Here is a 26,805-nt window from a genome sequence, read left to right on the forward strand (position 1 = left end):
CGCCTCTCCCGTTTCCCGCGAGCGCCGCCTTCGTTCACTCCGGCGTTGCCGAAATCTTGTGAATCGACAGATCGGCGCCGTTGTATTCCTCTTCCTGGTCGAGGCGCAGACCGACCGTCATGCGGATCACGCCGTACACGACGGTGCCGCCGAGCCCCGACACGACGATTCCGCCGAGCGTGCCGATGACCTGCGAGGCGAACGACACGCCGCCCAGCCCGCCGAGCGAATGGATGCCGAAGATCCCAGCCGCGATGCCGCCCCATGCGCCGCACAGCCCGTGCAGCGGCCACACGCCGAGGACGTCGTCGATGCGCCAGCGGTTCTGCACGCAGGTGAACATGTAGACGAACAGCACGCCAGCGATACCGCCCGTGACCAGCGCGCCGAGCGGATGCATGATGTCCGAGCCCGCGCACACCGCGACGAGCCCGGCGAGCGGGCCGTTGTACGTGAAGCCCGGGTCGTTGCGGCCCGCGAACCACGCGCTCAGCGTGCCGCCGACCATCGCCATCAGCGAATTGACCGCGACGAGGCCGCTGATCTTGTCGAGCGTCTGCGAGCTCATCACGTTGAAGCCGAACCAGCCGACCGTCAGCACCCATGCGCCGAGCGCGAGAAACGGAATGTTCGACGGCGGATGCGCGGCGATGCCGCCGTCGCGGTGATAGCGACCGTGGCGCGCGCCGAGCAGCAGCACGGCCGGGAGCGCGACCCAGCCGCCGAACGCGTGCACCACCACCGAGCCCGCGAAGTCATGGAACGGCGCGCCGAAAGCCTGCGTCAGCCAGTCCTGTATGCCGAAGCGGTTATTCCACGCGATGCCTTCGAAGAACGGATAGATGAAACCGACCAGCACGAACGTCGCGAACAGCTGCGGATTGAACTTGGAGCGCTCGGCGATGCCACCCGACACGATCGCGGGGATCGCGGCGGCGAACGTCAGCAGGAAGAAAAAGCGCACGAGCGCATAGCCGTTGTGCTGGGCGAGCGTCGCCGCACTGTCGAAAAACTGCACGCCGTATGCGATCGTGTAGCCGATGAAGAAGTACGCGATCGTCGAGACCGCGAAGTCCACCAGAATTTTGACCAGCGCATTCACCTGATTCTTCTTGCGCACGGTGCCAAGCTCCAGGAAGGCGAATCCCGCGTGCATCGCCAGCACCATGGCGGCGCCGATCAAAAGAAACTCGGTATCGGCGCCGTATTTCAGACTTTCCATCGATATGTCCCGCTTATGCAAAAAAGTGCGCTATGTGAGCAAGAAGTGGGCCAAAGTTGTGCTGGTCGCGTCGACACGGTGCAATCGGGCACCGGGATGGGCATCCGGTGGGTTTTGAGCCATGCGCCGCCCGAGCGCGTCATGCACCTGAACAGAGAGGAGCCGCACAGGAAAAGTGCATAAATCGACCCCATTGCGCAGATCGACCCAGACGAGGGCGAAATATTCGATTTAAATTACATTTTCATTTGGAATCCTGGCGCAGCGAGATGCTGGCCGGGCGCGTCGATGCCCATTTCTGGCCGCTGTGCGCGAACAGCAGAAGCTGCCGTCGACGGGTTTGTGCCCCTCTTTCTTTTCCCGCGCAAACCTCGACATAATGTGCCAACTCCGTGCACGATCCGCCGGCCAACCCCTCCCATGGGCACGCATGAGACTGACCACTAAAGGCCTGCTTCTGATCGCGATCCCGGCCGTTTTCGAACTCGCGCTGCTCACCGGTGTCGTGAAGGCCCAGGCCGATGCGACGATGGCGGAGCGCTGGAGGATGCATAGCGAGGAGGTGTTGCGCCAGACTACGGAGATTCTCGATCCGGTGCTGTCCGAATCGGTCGCGCTGCGGGGCGCGGTGCTCGCCAACGATGCGCATTTCACCACCCCGATCGCGGTATGGATGGACGTCGACCGGCGCATCGACGAGCTCGCCGAACTCGTCGCGGACGATCCGGCGCAGGTCGAGCGCGTGGCCGAGGTGCGCCAGGCGGTGCAGGCGTACCGCCAGTGGTCCGACCGGATCCAGGACATGCTGCACGCCGGGCGGACCGGCGAGATTCTCGCGCGCTTCCACGCTCTCGCCCAGGCCGACGTGCTCGATCATTTCCGTGTGGAGGTGACCGCGTTCCAGGCCGAGGAGCGCCGTCTCGATAGCTCGCGCTCGAATGCCGTCGCCGCCGTGCGCGAACGGGAACAGACGCTAATCGTCGCGGCCGCGTTGGGCTCGCTGCTGTTCGTCGCGCTCGCCGTCTGGATGTTCACGCGCGGTGTGCGCGGCCGGCTCGCGCTGCTGTCCGACAACGCGGGCCGGCTCGCCGGCAACGAGCCGCTCGCGCCGCTCGGCGCGGGCAGCGATGAAATCGCGCGGCTCGATCTGACCTTGCACGAGACGAGCCGCCGACTGCTCGAAGCCGAACGCATCGAAGCTCGCTTTCACGCGGACCTCGAGTGGCGCGCCGCCGAGCTCGCGCGCAGCAACGAGACGCTGCGCCAGCAGACCCAGGAAAACGAAATGTTCAACTACAGCGTGTCGCACGACCTGCGCGCGCCGCTCGTGAATCGAAGGAGGGGGTGGGCACGACGTTCTATCTGTCGCTGCCGGAGGCGGGTGCTGCGGGCGCGAAACCGGCCGCGGCTGGCGCGGCTGCGCTTGCCGCGGCGGCTCCGGCTCCGGCTCCGGCTCCGGCTCCGGCGGCGCGCGGTGCGCGTCAGAGCGTGCCGTGCGCTGCGGGGCCAGGCTTGGGCGCAGGCAGCGGGTCGTCCGCGCGTTCGATCGACGCGGTGCGAGGAATCAGCACGCGGTAGGGGGCGCTCGATCGTGCGGCGCGGATGGCGCTCGCCCGCGCATCAACCGGCGAAAATCCGCCGCGGCTTCAGCAGTCTTCTGCCGCGCACCGACCAGTAGCAACCGCATGCCAGCAGCACGGCGATGCCGGCGAACGTTTCGGCCGGTGTTGGCCGAATGCCGGCAAGACCCTCGACGGCAAACAGGCCGTGCGTGACACCCAGCAGCGCCGCCCACAGTGCACACGCAGCCTGCATCAGCAAACGGGTCCCTTTCATATGTCGAGCGCGGGTGTCGTGCGACCAGGTGGGCAGCCGGCGCGCGCACAAAAAAACGATCGCCATCAGCGTGATGGCGAGGGTGACGATCCAGTCGATCAGTTTCATCGAAACAGCACTCCCCAAAAGCAGCCGCGACTATAGGGAGGTGTTTCGCCTGCAACTGTCGGAAGATTCTGAATTGTGGGGCGCTGTTGAGCGATGTTGAGGCGAGCGCCGCTGCAAGTCGACGCTCGTTGCTGCACGTGGTCTCGGGACTCGGTGCGCGATCCGCGTGCCGCCCAGCTGCGAGTACATCGATGTGCTCGCCAGATTGCATCAATCCTCGCAGGGTTCGGGCGCAATGCCAGTCAGACCAAACTGGCTAAATTCCCGGTATTCCTGCTGAAGAAGGCCGGCGCACCGATCTTGACGCCGGTGAACTAACTGGCCCGGTGGTATTCGCGCCTCTCGTGCAGTTCCCGTCATCACCTACAGAAGTCCCGACTTCCAGGCTACAACGGTCATTCAGGTGAACAGCGGCTCAACCCATGCCGAACCGCCGCTTTCTTCGCTCAGGCAGCGAAGTCGGTCGAAGACGACAGCTGTTTCCACGTTTCCGTTTCCTGCGTCACATAAGCGTTTTTCGCAGCGATGGCGGCCAGCGTGTCCGTCCCAAGCGGCAGGCGCAACGGCGGGGACGCCGCGTCGACCAGCGCGATCATCGCGGCCGCAAGCCTGGTCGGGTCGCCAGGCTGGTTGTGATTCAATTGCATGGCCTTGCGGCGAACCGCACCCGAGGTTTCGTCGTAATCGTCGATCACCTCGGGCGCCACGACCAGCGAGGACGCATCGAGAAAGTCGGTACGAAAATACCCCGGCTCGACGACTGTCGCGTGAATGCCCAGCGGTCTCAACTCGGCATGCAACGCTTCCGTGATGCCTTCGACGGCGAACTTCGTCGACGAATACACGCCAAAGCCCGCCGCGGCACGATAGCCGCCAATCGATGAAACATTGATCACGTGGCCCGAGCGGTTCGCGCGCATGGTCGGCAATACAGCGCGCGTGACGTTGAGCAAGCCGAAGACATTCGTGTCGTACATGCGACGCACGTCGTTGTCGGCGGATTCTTCCACCGCGCCAAGGAGACCGAACCCGGCGTTGTTGACCAACACGTCGACGCGGCCGAATTTTTCAATCGCGGCCTGCACCGCCGCCTTTGCCTGGGCCTCGTTGGTCACGTCCAGCTCCACCGGCAGCAACGCAGCCGACTCGCCAAGACGCTCGCTGATCGCCGCGACCTTGCGTCCGGCGGCCACCACCGCGTTGCCGTCCGCGAGCGCAGCTTCAGCTATCAATGCGCCGATGCCTCGCGATGCGCCGGTGATGAACCATACCCGCTTGAAACCACCCTGTTGAACGTTAGCCATGATGTCTCTCCGACGTGTGTGATGAAGTGATGCCATCGTAAGCTCGGCGATTGACACAAACTAGCCGTACATGATTGGCGACATAATCAACTTTTATTTGCTAATTGGGGCTTCGCAATACTGCCGCGGCAAGAGGCGCGCGCCGAAGACGATCGTTGAGGGAAGGGTCGCCTTTTGATTCGCGCGGACGTCAGCTCCATCAGGTTCGACAGAACCGCGACCAACTCCCCAGGGCGATCCGAAGCGGCCGCGCGGCGCAACGGCGGTATCATGGGCACGTCTTCGCATGTGCGAGCCGCCCGACGCGGCTCCTTCCAGATCATGATTTCATCTCTTTCCTCATCGTTATTGCACCGCGCGGCGGTCGTGGTCCTCGTGTTCGGCGCGCTGGCCGCGTGCCAGAAGAACGACGCGTCGGCCGGCCAGGTCGCGGGCAAGCTGAACGACGCCGCGCAGCTTGCCGGTCAGAAGCTCGATCAGGCCGCGAGCTACGTCGGCCAACAGGTCGACGCGACCAAGGACGCCGCGCAACAGAACCTCGACTCGGCCTCCGCGCCGTCGCTCAAGATCGACCCGGCCGCGCTCGCGTCGAGCGCGCAGGCCAACGTGCAGAACGCGGCGAGCGCGGCCAACGCGCAGCTCGGCAAGGCCGCGTCGATCACGGGCCAGGGCCTCGAAACGGCGGGGCGCAAGTTGCAGGCGTGGTCGGCGCAGAATGCGGGCGCGTCGGCTTCGTCGACTGCATCGACCGATTCCGCCGACGCGCAGAAGCAGATGGATAAATGACTCGCGCCGTTCGATCCGGTTTCGCCGTTTGACATTAGCGTTATATGTAATTACGATGGTTACACATTGTCGTTTCGGGACGGATCTGCCGTGAACACGAGTAGCCGGTTTGCCTTTGCCGTGCATGTGCTCGCGCTGTTGTCGCTACAGGGCGGCGTGCCGTTGTCGTCGGAGATGATCGCGGGCAGCGTGAACACCAATCCCGCGCTCATTCGCCGGCTTCTGATCATGCTCTCCGACGCCGGCCTCACCACCTCGCAGATGGGCGCCGGTGGCGGCGCGTTGCTTGCGCGGCGGCCGGAACGGATCACGTTGCTCGACGTCTATCGCGCGGTGGAAGACGCGCAGTTGTTCGCGTTGCATCGCGAGGAGCCAAATCCAGCGTGCATGGTGGGGCGCAATATCCAGAGCGTGTTGAGCGGGATCATCGACGAAGCGCAGCAGGCAATGGAAGCGACGCTGGCCGCGCGCACGCTCGCCGACGCGACCGCCGACGTGGTCCGCTCGGAGAAGCAGCGCGAGCGCAAGCGCCGTGCTTGAGCGTGCCTTCGCGCGCAAGACGCGGCGGCGGTGAACGATAGAAGCGCAGTGTCGTAGGGCGCGGGTCGAACTATTCCGGCACGCGTGCCAAACAATGGAACGGGGTGAGCGCCCCGCTTTTTTTCTCGTTATATGTAACTATAAGAGTTACATATAAGACAACCTGAGGAGTATGCTGATATGAGCAAGCAACTGAAGATCGCCCTGTTTGGCGCGACTGGCGTGATCGGTTCGCGGATTGCCGCGGAAGCCGCGCGTCGCGGGCACCAGGTGACGGCGCTGGTGCGCGATCCGGCGCGGGTGCCGGCCGGCGTCGCGAATCTGCATGCGGCGCAGGCCGATCTGCTCGACGCCGCGAGCGTCGGCGCGGCGGTGCGCGGTCAGGACGTGGTCGCAAGCGCGTATGCGCCGCCGCAGGGCGATCTCGCCACGCTGACGCAAGCGACACGCGCGCTGGTCGAGGGGGTGCGCGCGGCGGGGCTGAAGCGCGTCGTCGTGGTAGGCGGCGCGGGCTCGCTCGAAGTCGCACCGGGCAAACAACTGGTCGATACCGACAGCTTTCCGGACGCGTACAAGGGTATTGCACTCGCGCACCGCGACGCCTTCGAGTACTACCGCGGCGTGACCGATCTCGACTGGACGTTCTTCGCGCCAGCCGCGCTAATCGCGCCGGGCGAGCGCACCGGCAAGTTCCGCACGGGCGCGAACACGCTGATTGCGGACGCGGACGGCAACAGCCGCATTTCGGCCGAAGACTACGCGATCGCGTTCGTCGACGAACTGGAGCAGGGCCGCTTCATCCGCCAGATCGCGACGGTCGCGTACTGACGACCCGCGGTTCGAATTCGCCGGCCGCGCAAGCGTACTAACATTCGGTTACGCATGTTCGGCCGCGCCGGGCGAAACTGCGGCTACACTGGCGTCTGCCGTTTTCTCACGGATTGCCATGCAGTCATGCCCGTCGCAGCGTGAGTCCGAGGCTGCGCCGTCTGGCGGCGGGCAGCAGCCGGCGATTCTCAGCGCCCCCCATCTCTCCTACGCTCACACCGCTCGCGACACTGCCAGCGGCGACGCCCGCCCGCGCGCGAGCACAGATGCCGTCGGTTGGTTTGCCGCGCTGCTGTGCGCCGCGCTGATTCTGTGCCTCGGCGCGCTGCCGCGCATGGCGCAAGCCGCGGGCCCCGCGGTCGGCGGCGGCACGCCCGTGATCCCGGCATTGCAGAGCCTGATCAACAGCGCGACGGTGAACGCAACGCCTGCGTCCGCGGCATCGGGGGCGTCGGCGCCCGAGGCGGCGTCGGCGCCGTCGCCCGCGAGCCAGGCGGAGCTGGCGCGCTCGCTCGACAGCGTGATCGCCACGCTCGACAACGACCGCCAGCGCAACGCGCTCGTTGCCCAGCTGAAAAAGCTGCGCGATGTGTCGCAAAGCGCCGCGCAAACCGTCGGGCCACCCGCGCCCGCGTCCGCGCAACCTAGCCCGGGCCTGCTCGGCGCGATCGCCTCGGGTATCGCATCGTTCGAATCCGACGTGCATCAGGGCCGCACGCCGGTGCGCTACTGGAGCGGGCGCGTGACCGCGGCCGGCAACGAGCTGTACACGATCGTCTCGGGCCAGGGACACGAGGGTGTCGGCACGATCCTGTTGGCGATGCTGGGGATGCTGGCCGGCTGGGGCGCCTGTGCCGGCGCGCTGATCTATCTGCAGCAACGGCTGCACCGGCGCTTCGGTGTCGAGCTGGTGCTGCGGCCCAATCCCACCACGCGCGAGCTGCTGATCTTCGCGTTGCGCCGCGTCGGTCCGTGGATCATCGCGTTCGTCGCGGCGCTGCTGTTCATGCGCGCGATGCCCGATGCGCTCGGCCGCACGCTCGGCATGGTGGTCGCGTATGCGATCGTCGCGGGCGCGGTGTTTTCCGCGATCTGTCTGATCATGTTTTCGCTGTTCGGCTCGGGCCACCGCCGCGTCGCGGTGCGCCTGCTGATCGATCACGCGCGCCGCGTGCTGTTCGTGATCGGCGTGTGCGGCGCGCTCGGCGACGCAGCCGTCAATTACGACGTCGAGCATCAGCTCGGCACCAACCTCGCCGCGCTGATTTCGACCGCGGCCAACATGACGGCCGCCGTGCTGACCGGCTATTTCGCGCTCGCGTTTCGCCGGCCGGTCGCGCATCTGATCCGCAACCGGTCGTACGAACAGCGCAACGACCACAAGGCCGCGACCGATGCGTTCGAGGTGCTCGCCGCGCTGTGGCACCTGCCGGTGCTGGTGCTCTCGGCCGCGTCGGTGGTCGCGACGCTCGGCGGCTCCAGCTCCAGCGAAAACGTGCTGCAGATCTCGATCGTCACCGCGCTGCTGCTGGTGCTGGCGTTCTTCCTGTCGGCGATCGTGCTGCGCATGACGCGGCCGCGCAGCGCCCGCGCGCGGCGCCGCTCGCCGTATCTGACGCGGCTGCTGCGCTTTTGCGGCACGTTGCTGACATTGTTCATCTGGCTGTTTTTCTTCGAATCCGCTGCGCGTCTGTGGGGCGTGTCGCTGGCCGCGGTGATCGAGAGGAACGTGGCGGCGCGCGGCGTCGCGCATGCGATGACGGCGATCGTCGCCACCGTGTTCATCGCGTGGCTGCTGTGGATTCTGGTGGACACCGCGATCACCGAGACGCTCAATCCGGGCAGCCCGCGCAACAAGGCGCGCAGCCCGAGCATGCGCGCCCGCACGATGTTGCCGCTGGTGCGTAACGTCTTGCTCGTCACGATCATGACGATCGGTGGGATCGTCACCGCCGCGAACCTCGGCATCAACGTGACGCCGCTGCTCGCGGGCGCGGGCGTGATCGGTCTGGCGATCGGTTTCGGCGCGCAGTCGCTGGTGACCGACCTGATCACCGGGCTCTTCATCATCATCGAGGACACGGTCTCGGTCGGCGACTGGATCGACGTCGATGGCGGGCATGCGGGCACGGTCGAGCATCTGTCGATCCGCACCGTGCGGCTGCGCGACGGGCAGGGCGCGATCCACGCGATTCCGTTCTCGCAGATCAAGATCGTGAAGAACCTGTCGCGCGATTTCGCGTACGCGGTGTTCGAGGTGCGCATGTCGTTCTCGACCGATGTCGACGAGATCACGCAGCTGATTCGCGAAGTCGGCGCGGAGCTGATGGCCGACTTCCGCTACCGGCGCGAGATGCTCGGGCCGATCGAGGTGTGGGGCCTCGACCGCTTCGATCCGAACTGGATGGTCGTCAAAGGGCAGATCAAGACGCGGCCGCTGCAGCAATGGAGCGTCGCGCGCGCGTTCAACCTGCGGCTCAAGCGCAAGATGGACGAGGCGGGCATCGAGATTCCGGTCGCGCAGATGCGGGTGTACACATCGTCGAAGGATAGCGAGGGCGAGCCGCTGCGCGACGATGAGATGACCGGGTTCGTCGCGCCTGTGAATGCCGGTGCCGATGACAGCCGGCATGCGCATGGCGAGGCGCAGCAGCGGGCGCCGGACGGCGAGCGCGGCAAAATCCATCAAAGGGCGCATGAACCCACTCGCGAAAGAGACCGCGAAGCGGCGCACGAGTATCCGCGCGAAGCTGAGTATGAGGTGGGCGTCGTTGGCCCGTCGGCGCGCGCGTCGACACAGGTGCCGCTTGCGCCCGCGCGTGACGTGTCGCACGAACCGCGTCCGGCGCCGCCGACGACCGGACAGACCGCGCCGATTCCGCCGCAGATTCCGACGGCGGGTGATGTGGGTGGGAAGAATTGAGGCGGGGGGTGTTGGGGGCCGTGCGACGACGGTCACGCTTGTATGTTCGCGTGACCGCGTAATCGCGTAATCGCGCGAATACGTGAGGTCACGTCACCTCACGTCGTGACGTGCAACCGTCAAACCATCTCCGCCGCGTCGGCCATGCGCACGATGTCGTTCACGTGCGTGCCGATCCGCGCGCCTTCGACGCCATAGATATGCAGCGACACCGCCGGCGCATCACTGCTGTTGCCAAGCCGATGAATCGCAGCACGGCCGCCGCGCACGAACGACACTGCGCCGCGTTTGCGCGTCTGAGCGCGCAGCGCGCTCGCGCATTGATGCGCATCGTCCCATTCGAAGACCGTTTCGCTCAGCTTGCCCTCGACCACCGCGTAACCGCACCAGGTGTGATGCGCGTGCACGGGGCTCGCCTGGCCGGGCTGCCAGACCAGCGCGGCAATCGCATAGCGGCCTTGCGGATCGGCGATGAGCAGATGGCGCCGATAGGTGTCGGCGGAACCTTCGCGTTGCATCGGTGCGAGCAGCGCCGGGTCGGCGGCCGCCTCGGCGAGCGCGAGCCGCATGGTGCGCGCGAAGAACGTCGAATGCGACGGCTCCGAAAATTTCGCGCAGGCTTCGAACATCGCGTCGAGCGTGTCGCACAGGCGCTCGAGCGGTGTGCGCCCGATCTCGCCCAGCGTTTGTGTCGGTAACGCGGCCGCTTCAAGTCGGGCCGGGTCCGGCAGCGACTTCAGGTAGTCGGGAAGGTGCTCGAAAGCGGTGGCGCGAAGGTCGTCGCTCATGGTTTCATTGCAGCGCGGGCGCTGCCGTTCGGCAATTTTCGGTATCGATATTTATACCGGTTTGCCCGGAGAAAGAGTTTCCATATAATTTCCTCGACCGTCAGAAAAGTAGAATAATTTCCTATGAGGGGTGGTGGTATGAGTATGGATATCATCGATCGGAAGCTGCTCGAATTGCTGCAGGCAGACGCGACGATGCCGATCGCCGAACTCGCGCAGCGCGTGAACCTGTCCCAGACGCCTTGCTGGAAGCGGCTGCAGCGCCTGAAGGAGGCGGGCGTGATTCGCGCGCAGGTGGCGCTGTGCGACGCGCGCAAGCTCGGGGTCGGAACCACGGTGTTCGTGGCGGTACGGACGAATCAGCACACGGAGACATGGGCCGCCGCATTTACGCAAGCGGTGCGCGATATTCCCGAAGTGGTCGAGGTCTACCGGATGAGCGGCGAGACCGACTATCTGCTGCGCGTGGTGGTCTCCGATATCGACGATTACGACCGGATCTACAAACAGTTGATCACGGCCGTGCCGCTGTACGACGTGAGTTCCAGCTTCGCGATGGAGCAGATCAAGTATTCGACGGCGTTGCCGGTGCGGCCGGCTGTGACTGTCACAAATAACGGCTAACGCGCGACATTGTGTATCTACAGATAATGATGAGCTGCCCGCCGATGATTTCAAAAAGTTGAAGCGCGTGGGCGCCCGAGGACGTCCGCGTCTCGAGACGCCGAAGGTCCTGCTGACGGTTCGCTACGATGCCGACGTGGTCGATGCATTCAAGGCGACGGGAGAGGGTTGGCAAACGCGAATGAACGATGCGCTGCGTGACTGGCTCAAGGATCATCGACCCGCATGATGGAAGGAGGGCGCACGCGCGCTCGCGACTGCGCTTGCAGTACCTTTTTCGAATGCCGGATCACAGACCAAAATCACCAGCAGTAACACGAGGCAGATCGCGTGCCGTCAGGAGCGCCGCTTGCTGCCTCGACAGTAAACGCGCCACAGCGCATCCATACGGCTCCCCCGGCTGCAAGCCGCGTGCAAGCCCACTGGGCGTAGAATGCCGCCTTCTCCGACCCATCCGCGACTGCTTCGCGAATCGAGCCCGCTTCATGACCAGACCGCTGCGCAAGAAGAATCCGACCTTTGGCATCTCCGTCTTTATCGTGGTGGCGATCCTGCTGGTGATTGCCACGCTGTTCTATAACGCGATCCGCGAAAAGCACCAGTTCGACAGCCAGCCCACGCAGGTGCCGCCGGTGGCCTCGGAGGCTGCGGCGGCCACCGCGATGAAACCGGCGAGCGGCGCCGCGCAATAACGCCCGCGCGCTTCCTGCTTCACTCCTCCGGTAGCCGGATCATGCTCGCGTCCTTGCGAATCTGCGCGGACGCTGCGAGCATCTGCTTGCATTGATGCGCGAGCAGCTTCGTGTCATGCACGGCATCGGCCGTATAGTCCGGCGATTTCTCCGTTTCGACGACCATCGCATCGAGTTCGCGACTCATCAGTTTGATCTGCTCGCCCTGCTCGGCGGGCAACGCGGTGCCGGCTTCGGCGGCGCTCAGGTTGTCGCGCACGAGGCTCAAAGCGCGCTGCAGCGGCTGTAGCGAGATATCCTCGACCTGGTGCTGCTGTTGCGCGGAAGTGCGCAACAGCGGCGCGGCGGCCGTGATCTGCGACGCGAGCACATGGCTGCGCACCAGCAGACCGTTCAACTCCGGCACGAACTTCTGCGCGGACTTCGGTTCGAGCATCATCCGCTGGAACGCCTGACCGAGATTCGCGAACGCAACGTGAACGTTCTTGCGCGCGAGCCGATAACGGTAATCGCGGTCGAGCGCGGTCGCCGCGGCGGCAGCGGCGGCCGATGCACCGCTTGCCGGGCGCGCGGTCGCGTTGCGGATGGTGGTGGTGTCATGGCCGGCCTCGCCCGCGTTCGCCTCGGCATTGGCGTCGGCGACCGGCTGTGCCACGCCGGCGCGCCCAGCGCCGCGCGCACGGACGCCACTCGCCACTTCGGCTCCGGCTCCGGCGACGGCGAGCGCCGGGCCGCCAAAGCCGATCGCCGGATCCGCCATCGCCGCCGCCGGCGCGCGCGCGCCCGCTTCGGTCACGGCCGCGACCACCGCCGCGGCCGGCTTACCGCTCCACCACCAGCTCGCTTCGAGATACTGCCGCGTCGCGCTGATCATGTTGTTGACGAGCTTGCCCATCAAGCGGTACTCCCAGTACGGGAACAGGTGGCTCGCCGCGATCGCGATCGCGCAGCCGACTACGGTGTCGATCGCGCGCTCGCCGATGATGCGCATGCTGCCCGGCGCGAGCAGATGGAACAGCAGCAGCACATATGATGACGTGAACACGACGCTCGCCGTGTAGTTGAACAGCAGCAGGCTGTAGCTCATCACCATCGACGCGAACATCACGACCATCAGGATGTGGGGCTCCTTCACGAAGATGATCAGCGCGATGCTCGCCGCGCAGCCGATCAGCGTGCCGATGATCCGCTGCCCGTTGCGCTGCTTGGTCAGCGAGTAGCCGGGCTTCAGAATGATCACGGTGGTCATCACGATCCAGTACGCGTTCGTGAGCGGCAGCAGGCGGCCGAGCCAGAAGCCCACGGCGACCGCGATCGTCACGCGCAACGCGTGTCGAAAGCTCGGCGAGGCCATCGTCAGATTCGACAGGATCTGCCCGAACGGCACGCGCCGGCTCGACACGAAACGGCTCAGCGCCTGGTCGATGCGCAGTTCGGTTTCGGTCGGGCCCGGCTCGTTGGTAAGGCTTCGGCGCATCTTGTCGATCAGCCGCGTGGCGCTCCAGATGCGGCGGAAATTCGACGACACGGCCGAATACGCCTCCGGGTTCTGCGTCGGCAACTCCTGCTTGCGCATCAGTTCGATTTCATACTCGATCGCGCGCAATTCCGCCTTCACGTTCACGCGCATGCGCGGCGCCTGGTTCTGCAGCACCGCGAGGCCGATCTCCTCGAGATCTTCGGCCGCCTTGCGGATCAGATCGCGATAGAACACCAGCAGATCGGAGCCGCCGAACGTGCTGCGCACGAGCGTGTAATCGGTTTGCGCGCCGACGAACAGCTCGTGCAGATCGACGGTATTGATGAACAGGTTGTAGAGCATCGCGCGGCGTGGTTCGAGCTTGCCGCGCTTCAACTTGGGCAGATTGCGCAGCACGATGTCGCGCGCGGCGTCCTGGCGATCGACCGCGGAGATCTGCTTGTCGACGAGGTTGCGATAGCACTCGTCGAGATCGTTGTCGAGATCGTAGAAGGCGGCGCGCGCGAGCAGATAGTCCGCGCACGCGAACACGCTTTCGGCGAGCGCCTGCTGCTCGATCCGATGCATCATCCAGCGGCTCACGAAGGTCGACCAGTACGTGTACCAGAGACCGCCGAGCAGGATCCACGACGCGTTGACGAGCGCCTGCAAGGGCGTGAAGTGCTCCACCAGCGTCATGATCATCATGAACAGCGTCGCGAAGCTGATCTGCGGCCAGCGATTGCCGTACACGACGATTAGCGACAGCACGAACGTGAGCGGCACGACCGTGCACCACAGCGCGATCGGATTGACGGTGGCGAGGCCGGTGGCGAGCGCGGACAGAAAGCCGATCACCGAGCAGGCCAGCATCTCGTTGTGCTTGTACTTGAGCGGGCCCGGCATGTCGACGACGCAAGCGCCGAGCGCGCCGGTCGCGATCGTGAAGCCGAGGTCACGATTGTGAAACACGATCAGGCACAGGATGGCCGGTAACGACACGCCGACCGCGATGCGCAGGCCGCCATAAAAGTACTGGCTATAAAGGAATTTTCTTATTTCGACCGAATAGCGCATCGACTACCTGAATCCATTCACTGAGAAAACCGCAGTTGGAAAGACAGCGCGAAACTGCCGTCGAGTCTAACTGATTTTGCGCACGTTCTGACCTCGTCCATTCGGCCAGGTTATGCCCTGGGGATTGGTTTGTTATGCTGTCGCTTCAATGTCCGCCGTGGCTCGCGCGCATCGCTCGCGGGCCATCGGCGTGCCAAATGTGATCTGGAATCCATGCTTCAGCTCTTCTACTCGAACCGCTACGAAACGCTGGTGGGCGCGCTGCTCGACAACCTCGCGCAAGCGCCGTCCGACCCGTGGACCGCGCGGCCCGTGATCGTGCCGAGCGCGGCCGTGCGCCGGCGGCTCGAGCTCGATATCGCCGCGCGCCAGGGCATCTGCGCGAGCGTTAACTTTGGTTATCTCGCGCAATGGCTGTGGGCGCAGATCGGCGGCGTGATCGAGGTGCCGAAGCATTCGCCGTTCGCGCCGGACCGGCTCGTGTGGCGCTGCTACCGGCTGCTCGGCGACTCAGACGAAGCGCTGCCGTGGAACGCGTCGCCGCGTCTGCGCACCTATCTCGATGCGGCCGACGCGTCGATGCGCTACGAGCTGGCACGGCGCGTCGCGACGGTGCTCGATCACTATCTGACCTATCGCCCCGAATGGCTGCTGCAATGGCACAAGGGGCGGCTCGATCTTCGCGAGCGGCGCGGCTGACGACACCGGTCCGCGTCTGACCGGCGCGAGCGACGCGGCGCGCGAGGACGAGCGCTGGCAGGCGGCGCTGTGGCGCGCGGTTCTTGCCGAGCTCGCGCAAGCCGGCGGTCATGCGCAAACATCCGCGGCCGCGCTGCCGCCCGCGTATCGGTTCCTCGATGAAATCGCGGCGCTCGATCTCGAGGCGATCTCGAACGCGCGATGGCCCGAGGCGGTCAGCGTGTTCGCGCTGCCGACCATGCCGCCGCTGCATATCGCGTTGCTGCGCGCGCTGTCGCGCTGGATCGACGTGCGTCTGTACGTGATGAACCCGTGCCGCGAGTTCTGGTTCGACGTGGTCAGCGAAGGGCGCGTGCAGGCACTCGACGCGGCGGGGCAGCTCGACTATCAGGAAGTCGGTCATCCGCTGCTCGCCGAATGGGGCCGCCAGACTCAGGCGCAGCTGCATATGCTGCATGAGCTGACCGAAAGCGCCGCATCGGCCGAGACCGGCGATTTCACCGAAAACCCGGAGCCGAGCTGGCTCGCCGCCGTGCAGAACGGCATCCTCGATCTGCGCGATGAAGCCGATGCCCGCGAGCTGCCGATCGAGCGCGGCATAGAGGTGCATGTCTGCCATAGCCTGTCGCGGCAGCTCGAAGTGCTGCACGATCGCCTGCTAGGCTGGTTCGACGAGTTCGACGATCTCCAACCGTCCGATGTGCTGGTCGCCGTGTCCGATCTCGCGGCGGCCGGTCCGCTGATCGATGCGGTGTTCGGCACCACGCCAGCCGGCGACACGCGCCGCATTCCGTACCGCATTACCGGCCTGCCGCCGTCGCAGGCCAATCCGGTCGCGCGTCTGTTGCTCGATTGGCTCGCGCTGCCCGAGCGCAGCGTCGGCGCGCCGGATCTGATCGAATGGCTGCGCGTCGATGCGGTCGCGGTGCGCTACGGCATCGATGCGAATTCGCTCGAAGCCGCGCAGGAATGGCTCGCGGCCGCCGGCGCGCGGCGCGGGCTCGCGCCGCTCGAACCGTTGGGTGAACACGTGCCGGTCGCGCGTCATACGTTCGCCGATGCGCTGACGCGCCTGTACCTCGGCTACGCGATGCCGGCAGGCGGCGAGCCGGTCGATGCGTGGCTGCCGGTCGAAGGCGCGGGCGGTTCGGATGCTGAACTGCTCGGCCGTCTGTCGCGTTTCGTCGACGACATCGACAGCTTCGCGGCGAGCTGCGCGATCGAGCGCACGCCGTCCGACTGGTCGCAACTGCTGCTCGAAACGCTCGGGCAGTGCTTCGACGGCGGCGTCGAGTTCGCCGATTCGCTCGCGGCCGTGCGCGACGCGCTCGATGCGATGAGCGCCGCGATGCAGGCCGGCGCGCATGATGTGTTGCTGCCGGCGTCGGTGGTGCGCACCGCGCTCACCGAAGCGCTCGACGACCCCGCCCGCGGCGGCGTGCCGTGGGGCAGCGTGACGTTTTCTTCGCTGACGAGCTTGCGTGGTTTGCCGTTCCGCGTGGTCTGCCTGCTCGGCATGGACGACGGCGTGCTGCCGTCGCTCGCACGCGCCGACGAATTCGATCTGATGGCCGCGTTTGGCAAGGCCGGCGACCGTCAGCGCCGCGACGACGAGCGCAATCTGTTCCTCGATCTGCTGCTCGCCGCGCGCGAGCGGCTCTTCATCGCCTACACGGGCCGCAGCATTCGCGATAACGCGCCGCTGCCGCCGGCCGCGCTCGTCGACGAACTGCTCGATCATCTCGCGCAGGTGTCGGCGGGCGAGGACGCGAGTCCGGCCGAGGTCGACAGCGCGCGGCGCGAGTTCATCGTCGAGCATCCGTTGCAGGCGTTCGCGTCGGACTACTTCGCGGCGAAGCCCGACCTGTTCACCTACGACGCCGATCGCGCCGAACTGGCCACGCTGCTTGCCGAACCGCAGCATGCGGCCGCCACGCCGTTCTTCGATCAACCGCTGCCGCCGGAAGATATGCACGAGGTGGAGTTCGACGACTTCGTGCGCTTCTGGCGTCATCCGGCGCGCGCACTGCTGCGCGACCGGCTCGGTATCGCGTTGTCGGATGCGCAGGGCGAGTTGCTCGACACCGAGCCGTTCGATCTCGACTATGCGGGCCGCGACGCGCTCGCCGAGCGCGTGCTGCCGGTGCTGCTAGACGCCGGCACCGACGACGAGGTGATGTATAGCCGCGTGCAGCGCGTCGCCGAGGCGAGCCCCGAGTTGCCCGGCGGCGCGACCGGCGCGGTGTGGCGCGCGCGCGAGTTGTCCGCGCTGCGGCAGTTGGCGCAAAGCGTGCGGCGCGAAGTGGCCGCGGGCGTCGAGCGTTTGCCGTTCGTGCTCGACGTCTCGCCGCGCTGGCCGCAAGGCGGCGATGGCACCGACAGCGCCGTCTCCCTGTTTGGCGACTACGACGCGCTGCTGCGCGAGTCCGCCGAAACGCCGCTGCAATTGCGCGGCACGTTGAACCTGCTGACCGGAACGGGACAAGTGATCTTTCGTTATGCCAAAGCCAGCGCGCGCGACTATCTGTCCGCGTGGCTCGCGCATCTGTTCTATTGCGCGGCGCAGCCGGACGGCCCGCGTCGCACCGTATGGCACGGCAGCGGCGAGAGCTTCGAGCTGGCGCCCGTCGCGGCTCCGCTCGACGAACTCGCGCCGTTGGCTGCGCTCTTCAATGCCGGCCGCCGGCTGCCGCTGCGCTTTTTCCCGAAAAGCGCATGGGCGAGGGTCAGCGAAAGCGAATCGGCGGCGCAGGGCGTGTGGATCAACGACCGCGTGCGCGGCGAATCCGACGACCCCGCGTTGCGCATCGCGCTGCGCGGCACACCGCTCACGCTCGACGAACCGTTCGGCAGCCTCGCCGCGATCGTCTTCAAGCCACTGATCCAGCATTTGCGGAGCGCCTCATGAGCGACGCGCTGCGCCATCAAAGCCTCGCCGCCGACGAACTCGACGTGTTTGCATGTCCGCTCGACGGCGTGAACCAGATCGAAGCGTCGGCGGGCACCGGCAAGACGTGGAACATCTGCGCGCTGTACGTGCGGCTGCTGCTGGAAAAGAACCTGAACGCGGATCAGATTCTCGTCGTCACGTTCACGAAGGCCGCGACCGCGGAGCTGCACGAGCGCATACGCGGCCGTCTCGCGGAACTGCATCGCGCGATCGAGATGGACGACGACGGCGACGATCCGTTCGTCCGCCGGCTGTTCGAAACGACGCTCGCGCCCGAGCGCGGTATCGAGCGCGAGGCCGCGTTGAAGGTCGTGCGCCGCGCGCTGCGCACGTTCGATCAGGCCGCGATCCACACGATCCACGCGTTCTGTCAGCGCGCGTTGCAGGAAGCGCCGTTCGCCGCCGCGATGCCATTCGCGTTCGAGATGGAAGCCGACGACGCGGCGCTGCGTTTCGAACTCGCCGCCGATTTCTGGCGCGAGCAGGTCGAGCCGGTCGCGCATGCGCATCCGGCGTTCGCCGCGTGGCTGGTGGCCAAGCGCGCCGGTCCCGCGTCGCTCGACGAGCAGCTGGCACGGCGCCTGAAAAAGCCGCTCGCGCAATTGCGCTGGGGCAGCGTCGACGCGGCCGGCGCAAGCGCCGATCCGCAGGCCGGCTTCGATGTCGCGTGCGCGATCTGGCGGGCCGAACGCGACGCGATCGTCGCGCTACTGGCCGAGGCACAGGAGCGCCTGAGCAAGACCACGCACAAGCCCGATCACGTGAGCGCCGCGATCGCCGCGTGGACCGACTACTTCGCGCAGGGCGACTGCCATGCGCCGCCGCCGCGCGCCGCGCTGAAGCTGACGGCGTCGGCGTTGAAGAAGGCAACCAGGGTCAAGTTCGAGCCGCCCGCACATCCGTTCTTCGAGCATGCCGACGCGCTGGCCGCGGCCGTGGTCGCCGCCGAGGCCGCCCAGCGCGCGCGCTGGCTCGCGCTGGTGCAGACATGGCTCGACTACGCGCCGGCCGAGTTGGTGGCGCGCAAGCGCACGCGCCGCGTTGTATCGTTCGACGATCTGCTCGCGAATCTGTATCGCGCACTGGCCGCGCATCCCTGGCTCGCCGATGCATTGCGTAGCCGCTATCCGGCCGCGCTGATCGACGAGTTCCAGGACACCGATCCGCTGCAATTCGCGATCTTCAGCCGCATCTTCGCGCCGGCGGGACCGCTGTTCCTCGTCGGCGATCCAAAGCAGGCGATCTACAGTTTTCGCGCGGCGGATCTGCATACGTATCTCGCGGCGCGCGAGTCGGCGTCCGCGTGCTACACGCTCGCGGTCAACCAGCGTTCGACCGCCCCGATCGTCGAGGCGTGCAACCGGATCTTCGAAGCGAACCGCCAGGCGTTCGTGCTCGATGGGCTCGACTATCAGCCAGTGCGTGCGGGCGAGCGGCGCCGCGCGCCGTTTGCCGATCCCGACGCGAGCGGCGGCGATTTCCGCATCTGGACGTTGCCGCGCGGCGAAACGCCGCTGGACAAACGCAGCGCGCAGCGCGCCGCGAGCGAAGCGTGCGCGGCCGAGATCGTGCGGCTTTTGCGAGGGGCGCGCGAAGGTGTCGTAACGATCGGCGACAAGCCGCTCGCACCGGGCGATATCGCCGTGCTGGTGCAGACGCACAAGCAGGGCAGCCTCGTCAAACGCGTGCTCGCGGCGTGGGGCGTCGGCAGCGTGGAGCTTGCGCAGGCGTCGGTGTTCGCGACGCTCGACGCCGAGCAGATCGAGCGCGTGCTGGCCGCCATCGACACGCCCGGCGATCTGCGTCGCCTGCGCGCCGCGCTCGCCACCGACTGGCTCGGGCTCGATGCCGCCGCGCTGTGGCGTCTCACGCAGGTCGCCGATGCGCCCGCGGCCGCGGCCGTTGACGAACCCGCGCCGGCGCTCGACGTCGCCGACGCGATGGGCTGGGTCGAGCGTTTTTCGCGCTACCGGATGCTGTGGCACGAACGCGGCTTCGCGGTGATGTGGCGCACGCTGGTGCGCGAGCTGCGCGTCGCGCAGCGGCTCGTCGCGGGTGTCGACGGTGAGCGTCGGCTGACCAACGTGAACCATCTCGCCGAGCTCGTACAGGCGCGCGCGGCCACCCAGCCCGGTATCGCGCCTACCTTGCGCTGGCTCGCCGCGCAGCGCGAGCAGGGCGGCGGTGACGAGGCGCAACTGCGGCTCGAGTCGGATCGCAATCTCGTGCAGATCGTCACGGTCCATAAATCGAAGGGACTCGAATACGCGGTCGTGTTCTGTCCGTTCCTGAACGATGGCGGCTTGCGCGAGCCGCCCTCGTCGGGCTTGCCCGACGCGCGCGAGTATCACGACGACAGCGGCGACGCGGTGCTGCACTACGGTTGCGACGAAGAGGAAGCCGAGCGCGCCTCGCGTTACGCGGTGCGCGAGCAGGCGGCGGAACGCGCGCGGCTCGTCTATGTGGCGCTCACGCGCGCGGTGTATCGCTGCTACCTGGTCGCGGGCACTTATCTGTCGTCGCGCTCGACGAAGGAGTCGCGGCGCAGCGTGCTGAACTGGCTCGTCGGCGGCAGCGGCCACACGTTCGACGCCTGGCTCGCCGAGCCGCCCGACGAAGCCGCGCTCGCGGCGAGCTGGCAGGCGCTCGCGGGCGGACCGGTCACGTTGCGGGCGCTGCCCGAAGTGACGCGCCGCGTGCCGCTCGAAAGTCTGCGGGATCAGGGCGCGCATCTGCACGCGCGCGCGAATCGGCGGCCGTTGCGCGATCAGTGGCGCATGGCAAGTTTCAGCGGGCTGATCGCGGCCGGCGGCAGGAGCGGGGATGCGCACGCGCACGCGCCGCAGGAAGACGTGCGGCCCGACCACGATGAAATCGCCGATGCGCTACCCTCCGCGCCGCTGCTCACGCCGCTCGCCGCGTCGAGCGCCCCGGCGCATGCCGACGACGACATCCTCGCGTTCCCGCGCGGCGCGGCGGCAGGCGATTGCCTGCATCGGATGTTCGAACTCGCCGATTTCACCGAGGCGCGCACCTGGCCCGACGCGATCCGCGGCGCGCTGCGCGAGCGTCCGGCGCCGGCCGCGCCCGAGCTCGCCGTGCGCTTGCCCGTGATGATGCATCGGCTGATCGCCGACGTCGTCTCGACCGAACTCGTGCCGGGCATGACGCTCGCGCGGCTCGATCCGCGTCGGCGCCTGAACGAACTCGAGTTTCTGTTCGCGGCCCCGTCGCTGGATTTTCCGGCGCTGCGCGAACTGCTGATCGAATACGGCTATCCCGATGTCGCGCTGGAGCCCGGCATGCTGCGCGGGTTCGTCAAAGGATTTATCGACATGATCGTCGAGCACGACGGCCGCTTCTGGATCGTCGACTGGAAGTCGAACCATCTCGGCGACACCGCCGCCGACTACGCGGCCGCGCCGCTCGAAGCGGCGATGGCGAGTCACGCGTACCACCTGCAGGCGCTGCTTTATACGGTCGCGTTGCATCGCTATCTGAAGACGCGCGTGCGCGACTATGCATACGACACGCATATCGGCGGCTACCTGTATCTGTTCGTGCGCGGCGTGCGGCCCGACTGGCGCGATGTCGACGGTGCCGCCGGTGTGCACAGGCGGCGTGCGCCGTTCGAACTGGTGGCGCTGCTCGACGCGGCGATGATCGGAGGTGGCGCATGAGCACGTCCGGCACGCTTGATGAGCCCACGGCCGCGTCGCTCGGGCTCGAAGACATCGGCGTCAACCTGCCCGCGCCGGCCGATTTCAGCATCGCGCTGGCCGAAGGGTTCGCGCGCCGTATCGGCATGCTCGCGCGGCGCGGTGGCGCATCGACCGAGGTGGTGAAGTGGGCCGCGCGCGGCGCGTTCGCCGCGAGCCGCGCGACCGCCGAAGGGCACGTGTGCGTGCCGCTCGCGACGCTCGCGCGCCGCTTCGACGCGTCGAGCGCCGAAGTGCGCGCGGCGCTGCTCGCGAGCGGCATGGCAAGCGATGGCGCGGCGGACGCGGCGGGCGCGGCGGCGTTGCGCCCGCTCGTGGTCGACGCGCAGGGGCGTCTCTATCTCGCGCGCTACTACGACTACGAGCGGCGCCTGGCCCACGCCCTGGTCGCGCATGCGACGGGCGAGGCGAGCACCGCGAAGGCCGACGCGGACACCGCCCCCGCCGCTTTGCGCGAACGCCTGCTGCGCTACTTCGGTCCGCCGCGAGACGACGACGTCGACTGGCAACGCGTCGCGGCCGTGATGGCGCTGTCGGGGCGGCTGACGATCGTCAGCGGCGGCCCGGGAACCGGCAAGACCACGACCGTGGTCGGCGTGCTTGCGTGTCTGCTCGACGCGCGCGCCGATTTGCGCATCGCGCTGGCGGCGCCGACCGGCAAGGCGGCGCAACGGATGCAGGAAGCGTTGCTCGCGCGCGCGGGCGACCTGCCGCCCGAACTCGCCGCGCGTTTGCCGCAGACGTCGTACACGCTGCATCGCTTGCTGGGGTCGGGGCCGGGCGGGCGCTTCCGGCATCATCGCGACAATCCGTTGCCGTATGACGTGGTCGTGATCGACGAGGCGTCGATGATCGACGTGGCGATGGCCACGCATCTGCTCGACGCGATCGGGCCGCAAACGCGGCTCGTGATGCTCGGTGACAAGGACCAGCTCGCCGCGGTCGAAGCCGGCGCGGTGTTCGCCGAACTCAGCGCGCGGCCGGCGTTGAGCGCGCGCGGATTGCAATGGGTCGCGCAGGCGCTCGACATCGACGAGGCGCGGCTCGCGCGGGCTTTGCCGCGCGCGTTGCGTGAAGTCGATGAAACACCGTTGGACGATTTATTTGCGCCGCCCGAGACGCCGCAAACCTTCGAGTCACCCGCGTCGGGCGATCTGTTCGGTGACGGCGTGACATCGGTGACTGACGAGCAGGCGGATCGCGATAAGCGATCGGCGATCGAACGCAACCCGCTCGCGGACTGCGTCGTCTGGCTCGAGCGCAACTACCGGTTCGGCCTCGAGTCGCCGATCGGCCGTTTGTCCGTCGCGATTCGCAACGGCTCACCGAGCGCGGCGCTCGACGTATTGCAGATCGACCCGACCGAGGTCTGCGCCGCGGCGCTGCACGAGGACGCTCACACGACGCTGGCCGAGCGCACCACCGCAAGACTTGCCGGCGGCTTCGCGCCGTACGCCGACGCGCTTGCCAGGGCGCTCGCCGTCGATACGCCCGATCCAGTGCCGCTCTTCGACGCGCTCAACCGCTTCCGCATCCTCTGTGCGACGCGGCTCGGACCTCGCGGCGTCGATCAGGTCAATGCGGCGATGGCGGCTGAGGTGCGCCGCGCCGCGGGCGTCACGCTCGCGGTCGGCGCGCAGTGGTTTGCCGGACGTCCGGTGATGGTGACGCGCAACGATTACGCGCTGGGTCTGTTCAATGGCGACATCGGCATTACGCTGCCGGGCGCGGGTGGCGCGCTGCGCGTGTACTTCCGCACCGGCGACGGCGGTGTGCGCGCGGTGTCGCCGGCCGCGCTGCCGCCGCACGACACCGCGTTCGCGCTGACGGTCCACAAGTCGCAAGGTTCGGAGTTCGAGCAAGCGGTGCTGGTGCTGCCGTCGGCGTTCAGCCGGGTGTTGTCGCGTGAGCTCGTGTATACGGCGATTACTCGCGCGCGCGAGCGCGTCGAGGTGATCGGCGCGCGGGCCGTGCTCGCGCAGGCGATCGCGACGCCGACGCAGCGTGATTCGGGGCTGGCCGCGCGGATTGGCGAAGCATCGCGTTGATCGCGCGGCAGCAGGCAGAAAAAGCGAAGTGGCGGACTTGTGGTGCGAGCGGCGCTCAACCGGCAACCCCGCTCGCCCGCTCGATGGCCTCGACGCGGCTGCGCATCGTCCTGCGATACCACAGTGTCCACAGCGCGAGTCCCGCGTAGATGCCGTAGCCGATAAAGGGCGACACGACGAGGAAGCGTTCGATCGGCCACGTCAGCGCCATCCACGCGCGTAGCACGGTTTCGGCGGTCAGCCCAATGCCCCACACGAGCGTCATGGTTCGCATCGCGGTGGCGAGACCGGGGCGCTCGCGCCATAGCGCCTCGAAATGCGCGGCGCCGCCTTCCATTTCGCGCGCGACCGTCGCGCGCGCGAGGTAGAAGATCAGAGGACGACGCATCGGCAGTGACAGCAGGAACACGACGCCGACCGCGCCGGACACCAGCGACTCGCGCAACAGCAGCATGCGCGGACTGCCCCCGAGCGCCATGGCCGCGACCGACAGCACGATGCCCGCCACCACCATCACGCTGAGCGCATCGACGCGCCTGAAGCGCGCGAGCTCGATCGCGCTCCACACGAGCGGCGGCACGGCGGACGCGATCAGCGCGCCGGTCTCGCCGACCCGCGGCAACGCGAGCCGGTAAGCAAGCCACGGCAGCAGAAAGTTGACGGCCAGTTCGAGCACGAAACCGGGACGGATTTTCATATGAATTTACGCCGTAAGCGAAAGAACCAGTATCGATGAACCGGTCGGGCCGACGCAAATGGTTTTTTTCGTAGCGTTCGCGAGCCGGTGCCGCACCGGGCGCTCCGCCGCCTTCCCGCGAGTTCGGGCATCTCGCGTCGAGCGCTTGTACACTGACGCATCTTCCTTCCCGACCACCCATGACATCCCGCTATCCGGTCCCGCCCAACGAAATCGAATTGACCGCCGTGCGCGCGCAGGGGGCGGGTGGTCAGAACGTCAACAAGGTGTCGAGCGCGATCCATCTGCGTTTCGACGTGCGTGCCTCGTCGCTGCCGGAAGTGTTGAAGATGCGTCTGCTCGCGCTGTCCGACCACCGGCTCACGCGCGACGGCGTCGTGATCATCAAGGCGCAGGAGCATCGGACCCAGGAGATGAACCGCGCGGCGGCGCTCGCGCGGCTCGATGAACTGATCGAAAGCGTTAGCGTGGCCCGCAAGCATCGGGTCGCGACGCGGCCGACTCGCGCGTCGAACCTGCGGCGGCTCGACAGCAAGGCCAGGCGCAGCGAGGTCAAGTCGGGGCGCGGCCGCGCGCACGAGTAGCGGCGTGGGTCGCTAACGTCTCGCGCCGCGTCTGCCGGTGCGCACATCCGGCGGCGACGCCTCCGGCACGAAGTCGACGCACAGCACGTGCGTGCCGTCGCGCTCGAACGCGATCGCCGCGGTGTAGCAGTCCTGACCATCGGCGAGCGAATAATGCGGCCCCATCATCGCAACGCGGCCCGGCGCCGCGAGCGCGTGCCGGAAATACGCGCGACGCGACCAGTTGCTGCGCGTCTCCGTGTAGAGCGGCGCGAGCCGCTTCGGAGGCGGCGGGACCGACGCCGCCGTCACCGAAGGCTGGGTCTGCTCGCCCAGGCCGTCGGTGAGGAACACGCGGCGAGCTTCGGGCAGATGCCAGACCTTTTGCGCGGCCTGTTCGAGGTCACCGGTCGCCTTGTAGGTGTCGACGGCGGCCAGCACCGCTTCCGCGAAGCCCTCGAACCCGAGCCGCTGGTGGCCGGCGTGCGCACGCTCGTACTCGGCGAACTTGCTCCAGATCGACGCGACCAGCGCAGGCACCTTCGTGCAGGCGGCCAGCACGCTGCTCTTTGGCTGACCGAACCAGAACCCCTGCACGAAATCGACGTCGGCCTGCATCAGGATCATCAGCTCTTCATCGGTTTCGACGCCTTCGGCGAGCACGAGCGTGCCCGACTGATGCAGCATCGCGATCAGATGGCTGATCATCGATTCGTCGCCCTCGCGCTTGCCCGCGCGCGCGACGAGCGAACGGTCGAGTTTGACGATGTCGGGGCGAAAGCGCCACACGCGATCGAAGTTCGAGAAGCCGGTGCCGAAGTCGTCGATCGCGATCAGAAAATCGCGCGGCTGCGAGGCGGCGAGCATGCTGGCGACGGCGGATTCATCGTCGGCGGGCTGCTCGAGCACTTCGATCACGATGCGCTCCTGCGGCAGCCCGAAATGCGCGGACAACTCGTCGATGAAAGCGCGCTGCGGCCAGCCGGTTTCGAACACCTGCGGGCGCGTGTTCAGAAACAGCCACCCGGTGCTGATGCCTTGCTCCATGAAGTTCGCCACATGCAGGCAGCGCGCGATGCGATCGAGTTCGCGCGCTTCGGCGGCCGTGCGCGTGCCGGAGAACAATACTTCGGGCGAGACGGGCAGACCGACCGGATCGAACGCGCGCAACAGCCCCTCGTAGCCGACCACGCACTGATGCGTGACCGACAGCACCGGCTGGAACACGCTGTGCAATGTCAACGCGCGCCAGGTCGCGGTCCAGCCCGACTCGCCGCGGACCAGGTGCGGGAGCAGGCCGCTCACGGTCAATTCGCTGACGGATGGCATAGAAGCGGGCATGAGAGCTGACATGGGATCGTTGCGGCAAGGGAATGAAGGGGCACGCAAACCCATTCGGCGCGTAGCGCTCGCCCACCCGAAGCGCCGCCGGAACGAAACGAACGCGTCCCGCGAACACGGAGGGCGGTACCAGCCACGCTGGACTCCGGCGAATTGGTCAAAATGAGTCTAGCAGTTTGCAGCGCGCGACAATGTGCGGGTTATCACAAACGCATGGGCGCGAAAATCGTCTGCAAAACGGCTGCCTACGGCCGTGCGACAATCCGTTGCGGTAATGCGCCGGAGCGTCCCGCGCGCTTGCCACGCGCGAAACCGATTCTCAATCGCAATGAGTTACCGTACCACGCCGAGGGTAGCAGGGCGCCCAGAGGTCGCCCGCCAAACTCCAGGCGCCGACGGTGCTCACACGCTAGTGCCGCTGTAGGCGCCGATGTGGCCATTCGAGCGGCGGGCTTGGCACTGCTCTGCCGGGCGGATTCTGGCGCGACGTGACGGTGGCGCGGCATGGCGGGCAGAGGCGAGATTCGTGCGTCGCTATGCTGGCCGGCGCCCTCGCCGGCAGGTTCAGCGATCGGCGGGTATGCTGCTGATTTTCGAAAAT

Annotated in this window: 17 protein-coding genes and 2 pseudogenes; 12 read left to right on the top strand and 7 right to left on the bottom strand. The window is 67.0% G+C overall.

Annotated elements, in window-relative coordinates; genetic code table 11:
- Nucleotides 1-34: 34 nt before the first annotated feature.
- Nucleotides 35-1,222, bottom strand: coding sequence for an ammonium transporter (locus tag OKW41_RS27820; protein ID WP_429449050.1), 1,188 nt, complete (start codon nucleotides 1,220-1,222; stop codon nucleotides 35-37).
- A 430-nt stretch (nucleotides 1,223-1,652) separates the two neighbouring features.
- Between OKW41_RS27820 and OKW41_RS27825 the strand changes: the two are divergent.
- A pseudogene (locus tag OKW41_RS27825) lies at nucleotides 1,653-2,562 on the top strand (CHASE3 domain-containing protein); the annotation flags it as partial.
- A 280-nt stretch (nucleotides 2,563-2,842) separates the two neighbouring features.
- Here the strand turns inward: OKW41_RS27825 and OKW41_RS27830 are convergent.
- Together OKW41_RS27830 and OKW41_RS27835 are read right to left on the bottom strand one after the other, a co-directional pair.
- The gene (locus OKW41_RS27830) at nucleotides 2,843-3,166 is read right to left on the bottom strand and encodes a hypothetical protein (RefSeq protein ID WP_429449054.1); all 324 of its coding nucleotides are present in this window, start codon (nucleotides 3,164-3,166) and stop codon (nucleotides 2,843-2,845) included.
- Between the two features lie 446 nt (nucleotides 3,167-3,612).
- On the bottom strand, nucleotides 3,613-4,470 hold the full coding sequence (locus OKW41_RS27835) for an oxidoreductase (protein WP_429574619.1): 858 nt from the start codon (nucleotides 4,468-4,470) through the stop codon (nucleotides 3,613-3,615).
- A gap of 321 nt (nucleotides 4,471-4,791) precedes the next feature.
- On the opposite strand from OKW41_RS27835, the gene OKW41_RS27840 reads away from it, so the two are divergent.
- From OKW41_RS27840 to OKW41_RS27855, 4 genes are all read left to right on the top strand, one after another.
- On the top strand, nucleotides 4,792-5,256 hold the full coding sequence (locus tag OKW41_RS27840) for a hypothetical protein (protein ID WP_429454408.1): 465 nt from the start codon (nucleotides 4,792-4,794) through the stop codon (nucleotides 5,254-5,256).
- Nucleotides 5,257-5,346: 90 nt separating this feature from the next.
- Nucleotides 5,347-5,796 (top strand): Rrf2 family transcriptional regulator, encoded by a 450-nt coding sequence (locus OKW41_RS27845; protein ID WP_018418385.1) that lies wholly within the window; start codon nucleotides 5,347-5,349, stop codon nucleotides 5,794-5,796.
- Nucleotides 5,797-5,976: 180 nt separating this feature from the next.
- Nucleotides 5,977-6,624: an NAD(P)-dependent oxidoreductase gene (locus OKW41_RS27850; protein WP_429449056.1), complete on the top strand. Its 648-nt coding sequence runs from the start codon at nucleotides 5,977-5,979 to the stop codon at nucleotides 6,622-6,624.
- A 118-nt stretch (nucleotides 6,625-6,742) separates the two neighbouring features.
- Nucleotides 6,743-9,547 (top strand): mechanosensitive ion channel family protein, encoded by a 2,805-nt coding sequence (locus OKW41_RS27855; RefSeq protein WP_429574620.1) that lies wholly within the window; start codon nucleotides 6,743-6,745, stop codon nucleotides 9,545-9,547.
- Between the two features lie 119 nt (nucleotides 9,548-9,666).
- Here the strand turns inward: OKW41_RS27855 and OKW41_RS27860 are convergent, their stop codons facing one another.
- A complete protein-coding gene (locus OKW41_RS27860; protein WP_429574621.1) occupies nucleotides 9,667-10,335 on the bottom strand; it encodes a cysteine dioxygenase in 669 nt (222 codons plus the stop codon).
- A gap of 138 nt (nucleotides 10,336-10,473) precedes the next feature.
- On the opposite strand from OKW41_RS27860, the gene OKW41_RS27865 reads away from it, so the two are divergent.
- The 3 genes from OKW41_RS27865 (at nucleotide 10,474) to OKW41_RS27875 (ending at nucleotide 11,651) form a co-directional block, all read left to right on the top strand.
- A complete protein-coding gene (locus OKW41_RS27865) occupies nucleotides 10,474-10,959 on the top strand; it encodes an Lrp/AsnC family transcriptional regulator (RefSeq protein ID WP_090804098.1) in 486 nt (161 codons plus the stop codon).
- Nucleotides 10,940-11,188: a BrnA antitoxin family protein gene (locus OKW41_RS27870; protein ID WP_429576493.1), complete on the top strand. Its 249-nt coding sequence runs from the start codon at nucleotides 10,940-10,942 to the stop codon at nucleotides 11,186-11,188. The genes OKW41_RS27865 and OKW41_RS27870 overlap by 20 nt, the downstream gene beginning before the upstream one ends.
- Before the next feature lie 256 nt (nucleotides 11,189-11,444).
- A complete protein-coding gene (locus tag OKW41_RS27875) occupies nucleotides 11,445-11,651 on the top strand; it encodes a hypothetical protein (protein ID WP_429449061.1) in 207 nt (68 codons plus the stop codon).
- 19 nt (nucleotides 11,652-11,670) lie between these two features.
- On the opposite strand, the gene OKW41_RS27880 is transcribed toward OKW41_RS27875, so the two are convergent.
- The gene (locus OKW41_RS27880) at nucleotides 11,671-14,187 is read right to left on the bottom strand and encodes an FUSC family protein (protein WP_429449063.1); all 2,517 of its coding nucleotides are present in this window, start codon (nucleotides 14,185-14,187) and stop codon (nucleotides 11,671-11,673) included.
- 213 nt (nucleotides 14,188-14,400) lie between these two features.
- Here OKW41_RS27880 and recC point away from each other — a divergent pair.
- The 3 genes and pseudogenes from recC (at nucleotide 14,401) to OKW41_RS27895 (ending at nucleotide 23,603) form a co-directional block, all read left to right on the top strand.
- A pseudogene (recC, locus tag OKW41_RS27885) lies at nucleotides 14,401-17,794 on the top strand (exodeoxyribonuclease V subunit gamma).
- Nucleotides 17,791-21,516 (top strand): exodeoxyribonuclease V subunit beta, encoded by a 3,726-nt coding sequence (recB, locus tag OKW41_RS27890; RefSeq protein ID WP_429574622.1) that lies wholly within the window; start codon nucleotides 17,791-17,793, stop codon nucleotides 21,514-21,516. Before recC ends, recB begins: the two are co-directional and overlap by 4 nt.
- Nucleotides 21,513-23,603: an AAA family ATPase gene (locus OKW41_RS27895; protein ID WP_429574623.1), complete on the top strand. Its 2,091-nt coding sequence runs from the start codon at nucleotides 21,513-21,515 to the stop codon at nucleotides 23,601-23,603. Before recB ends, OKW41_RS27895 begins: the two co-directional genes overlap by 4 nt.
- Before the next feature lie 55 nt (nucleotides 23,604-23,658).
- Here the strand turns inward: OKW41_RS27895 and OKW41_RS27900 are convergent, their stop codons facing one another.
- Complete coding sequence (locus OKW41_RS27900; RefSeq protein WP_429574624.1) at nucleotides 23,659-24,300, bottom strand: VC0807 family protein; 642 nt, start codon at nucleotides 24,298-24,300, stop codon at nucleotides 23,659-23,661.
- Nucleotides 24,301-24,479: 179 nt separating this feature from the next.
- On the opposite strand from OKW41_RS27900, the gene arfB reads away from it, so the two are divergent.
- Nucleotides 24,480-24,884: an alternative ribosome rescue aminoacyl-tRNA hydrolase ArfB gene (gene arfB / locus OKW41_RS27905; protein ID WP_429449072.1), complete on the top strand. Its 405-nt coding sequence runs from the start codon at nucleotides 24,480-24,482 to the stop codon at nucleotides 24,882-24,884.
- Between the two features lie 12 nt (nucleotides 24,885-24,896).
- On the opposite strand, the gene OKW41_RS27910 is transcribed toward arfB, so the two are convergent.
- The gene (locus OKW41_RS27910) at nucleotides 24,897-26,192 is read right to left on the bottom strand and encodes an EAL domain-containing protein (RefSeq protein WP_429576494.1); all 1,296 of its coding nucleotides are present in this window, start codon (nucleotides 26,190-26,192) and stop codon (nucleotides 24,897-24,899) included.
- Nucleotides 26,193-26,805: the final 613 nt, after the last annotated feature.

This window comes from Paraburkholderia sp. UCT70 (assembly GCF_050434085.1).
In the GTDB taxonomy this organism is placed as follows: Bacteria; Pseudomonadota; Gammaproteobacteria; order Burkholderiales; family Burkholderiaceae; genus Paraburkholderia; species Paraburkholderia tuberum.

Bases quoted from the DNA above. Each gene is read 5' to 3' on its own strand.
- OKW41_RS27910 (WP_429576494.1), bottom strand. From the start codon at position 26,192: ATGCCATCCGTCAGCGAATTGACCGTGAGCGGCCTGCTCCCGCACCTG.
- OKW41_RS27865 (WP_090804098.1), top strand. From the start codon at position 10,474: ATGAGTATGGATATCATCGATCGGAAGCTGCTCGAATTGCTGCAGGCA.
- OKW41_RS27835 (WP_429574619.1), bottom strand. From the start codon at position 4,470: ATGGCTAACGTTCAACAGGGTGGTTTCAAGCGGGTATGGTTCATCACC.
- OKW41_RS27820 (WP_429449050.1), bottom strand. From the start codon at position 1,222: ATGGAAAGTCTGAAATACGGCGCCGATACCGAGTTTCTTTTGATCGGC.
- OKW41_RS27880 (WP_429449063.1), bottom strand. From the start codon at position 14,187: ATGCGCTATTCGGTCGAAATAAGAAAATTCCTTTATAGCCAGTACTTT.
- arfB (WP_429449072.1), top strand. From the start codon at position 24,480: ATGACATCCCGCTATCCGGTCCCGCCCAACGAAATCGAATTGACCGCC.
- OKW41_RS27855 (WP_429574620.1), top strand. From the start codon at position 6,743: ATGCAGTCATGCCCGTCGCAGCGTGAGTCCGAGGCTGCGCCGTCTGGC.
- OKW41_RS27850 (WP_429449056.1), top strand. From the start codon at position 5,977: ATGAGCAAGCAACTGAAGATCGCCCTGTTTGGCGCGACTGGCGTGATC.
- OKW41_RS27840 (WP_429454408.1), top strand. From the start codon at position 4,792: ATGATTTCATCTCTTTCCTCATCGTTATTGCACCGCGCGGCGGTCGTG.
- recB (WP_429574622.1), top strand. From the start codon at position 17,791: ATGAGCGACGCGCTGCGCCATCAAAGCCTCGCCGCCGACGAACTCGAC.
- OKW41_RS27895 (WP_429574623.1), top strand. From the start codon at position 21,513: ATGAGCACGTCCGGCACGCTTGATGAGCCCACGGCCGCGTCGCTCGGG.
- OKW41_RS27875 (WP_429449061.1), top strand. From the start codon at position 11,445: ATGACCAGACCGCTGCGCAAGAAGAATCCGACCTTTGGCATCTCCGTC.
- OKW41_RS27860 (WP_429574621.1), bottom strand. From the start codon at position 10,335: ATGAGCGACGACCTTCGCGCCACCGCTTTCGAGCACCTTCCCGACTAC.
- OKW41_RS27830 (WP_429449054.1), bottom strand. From the start codon at position 3,166: ATGAAACTGATCGACTGGATCGTCACCCTCGCCATCACGCTGATGGCG.
- OKW41_RS27900 (WP_429574624.1), bottom strand. From the start codon at position 24,300: ATGAAAATCCGTCCCGGTTTCGTGCTCGAACTGGCCGTCAACTTTCTG.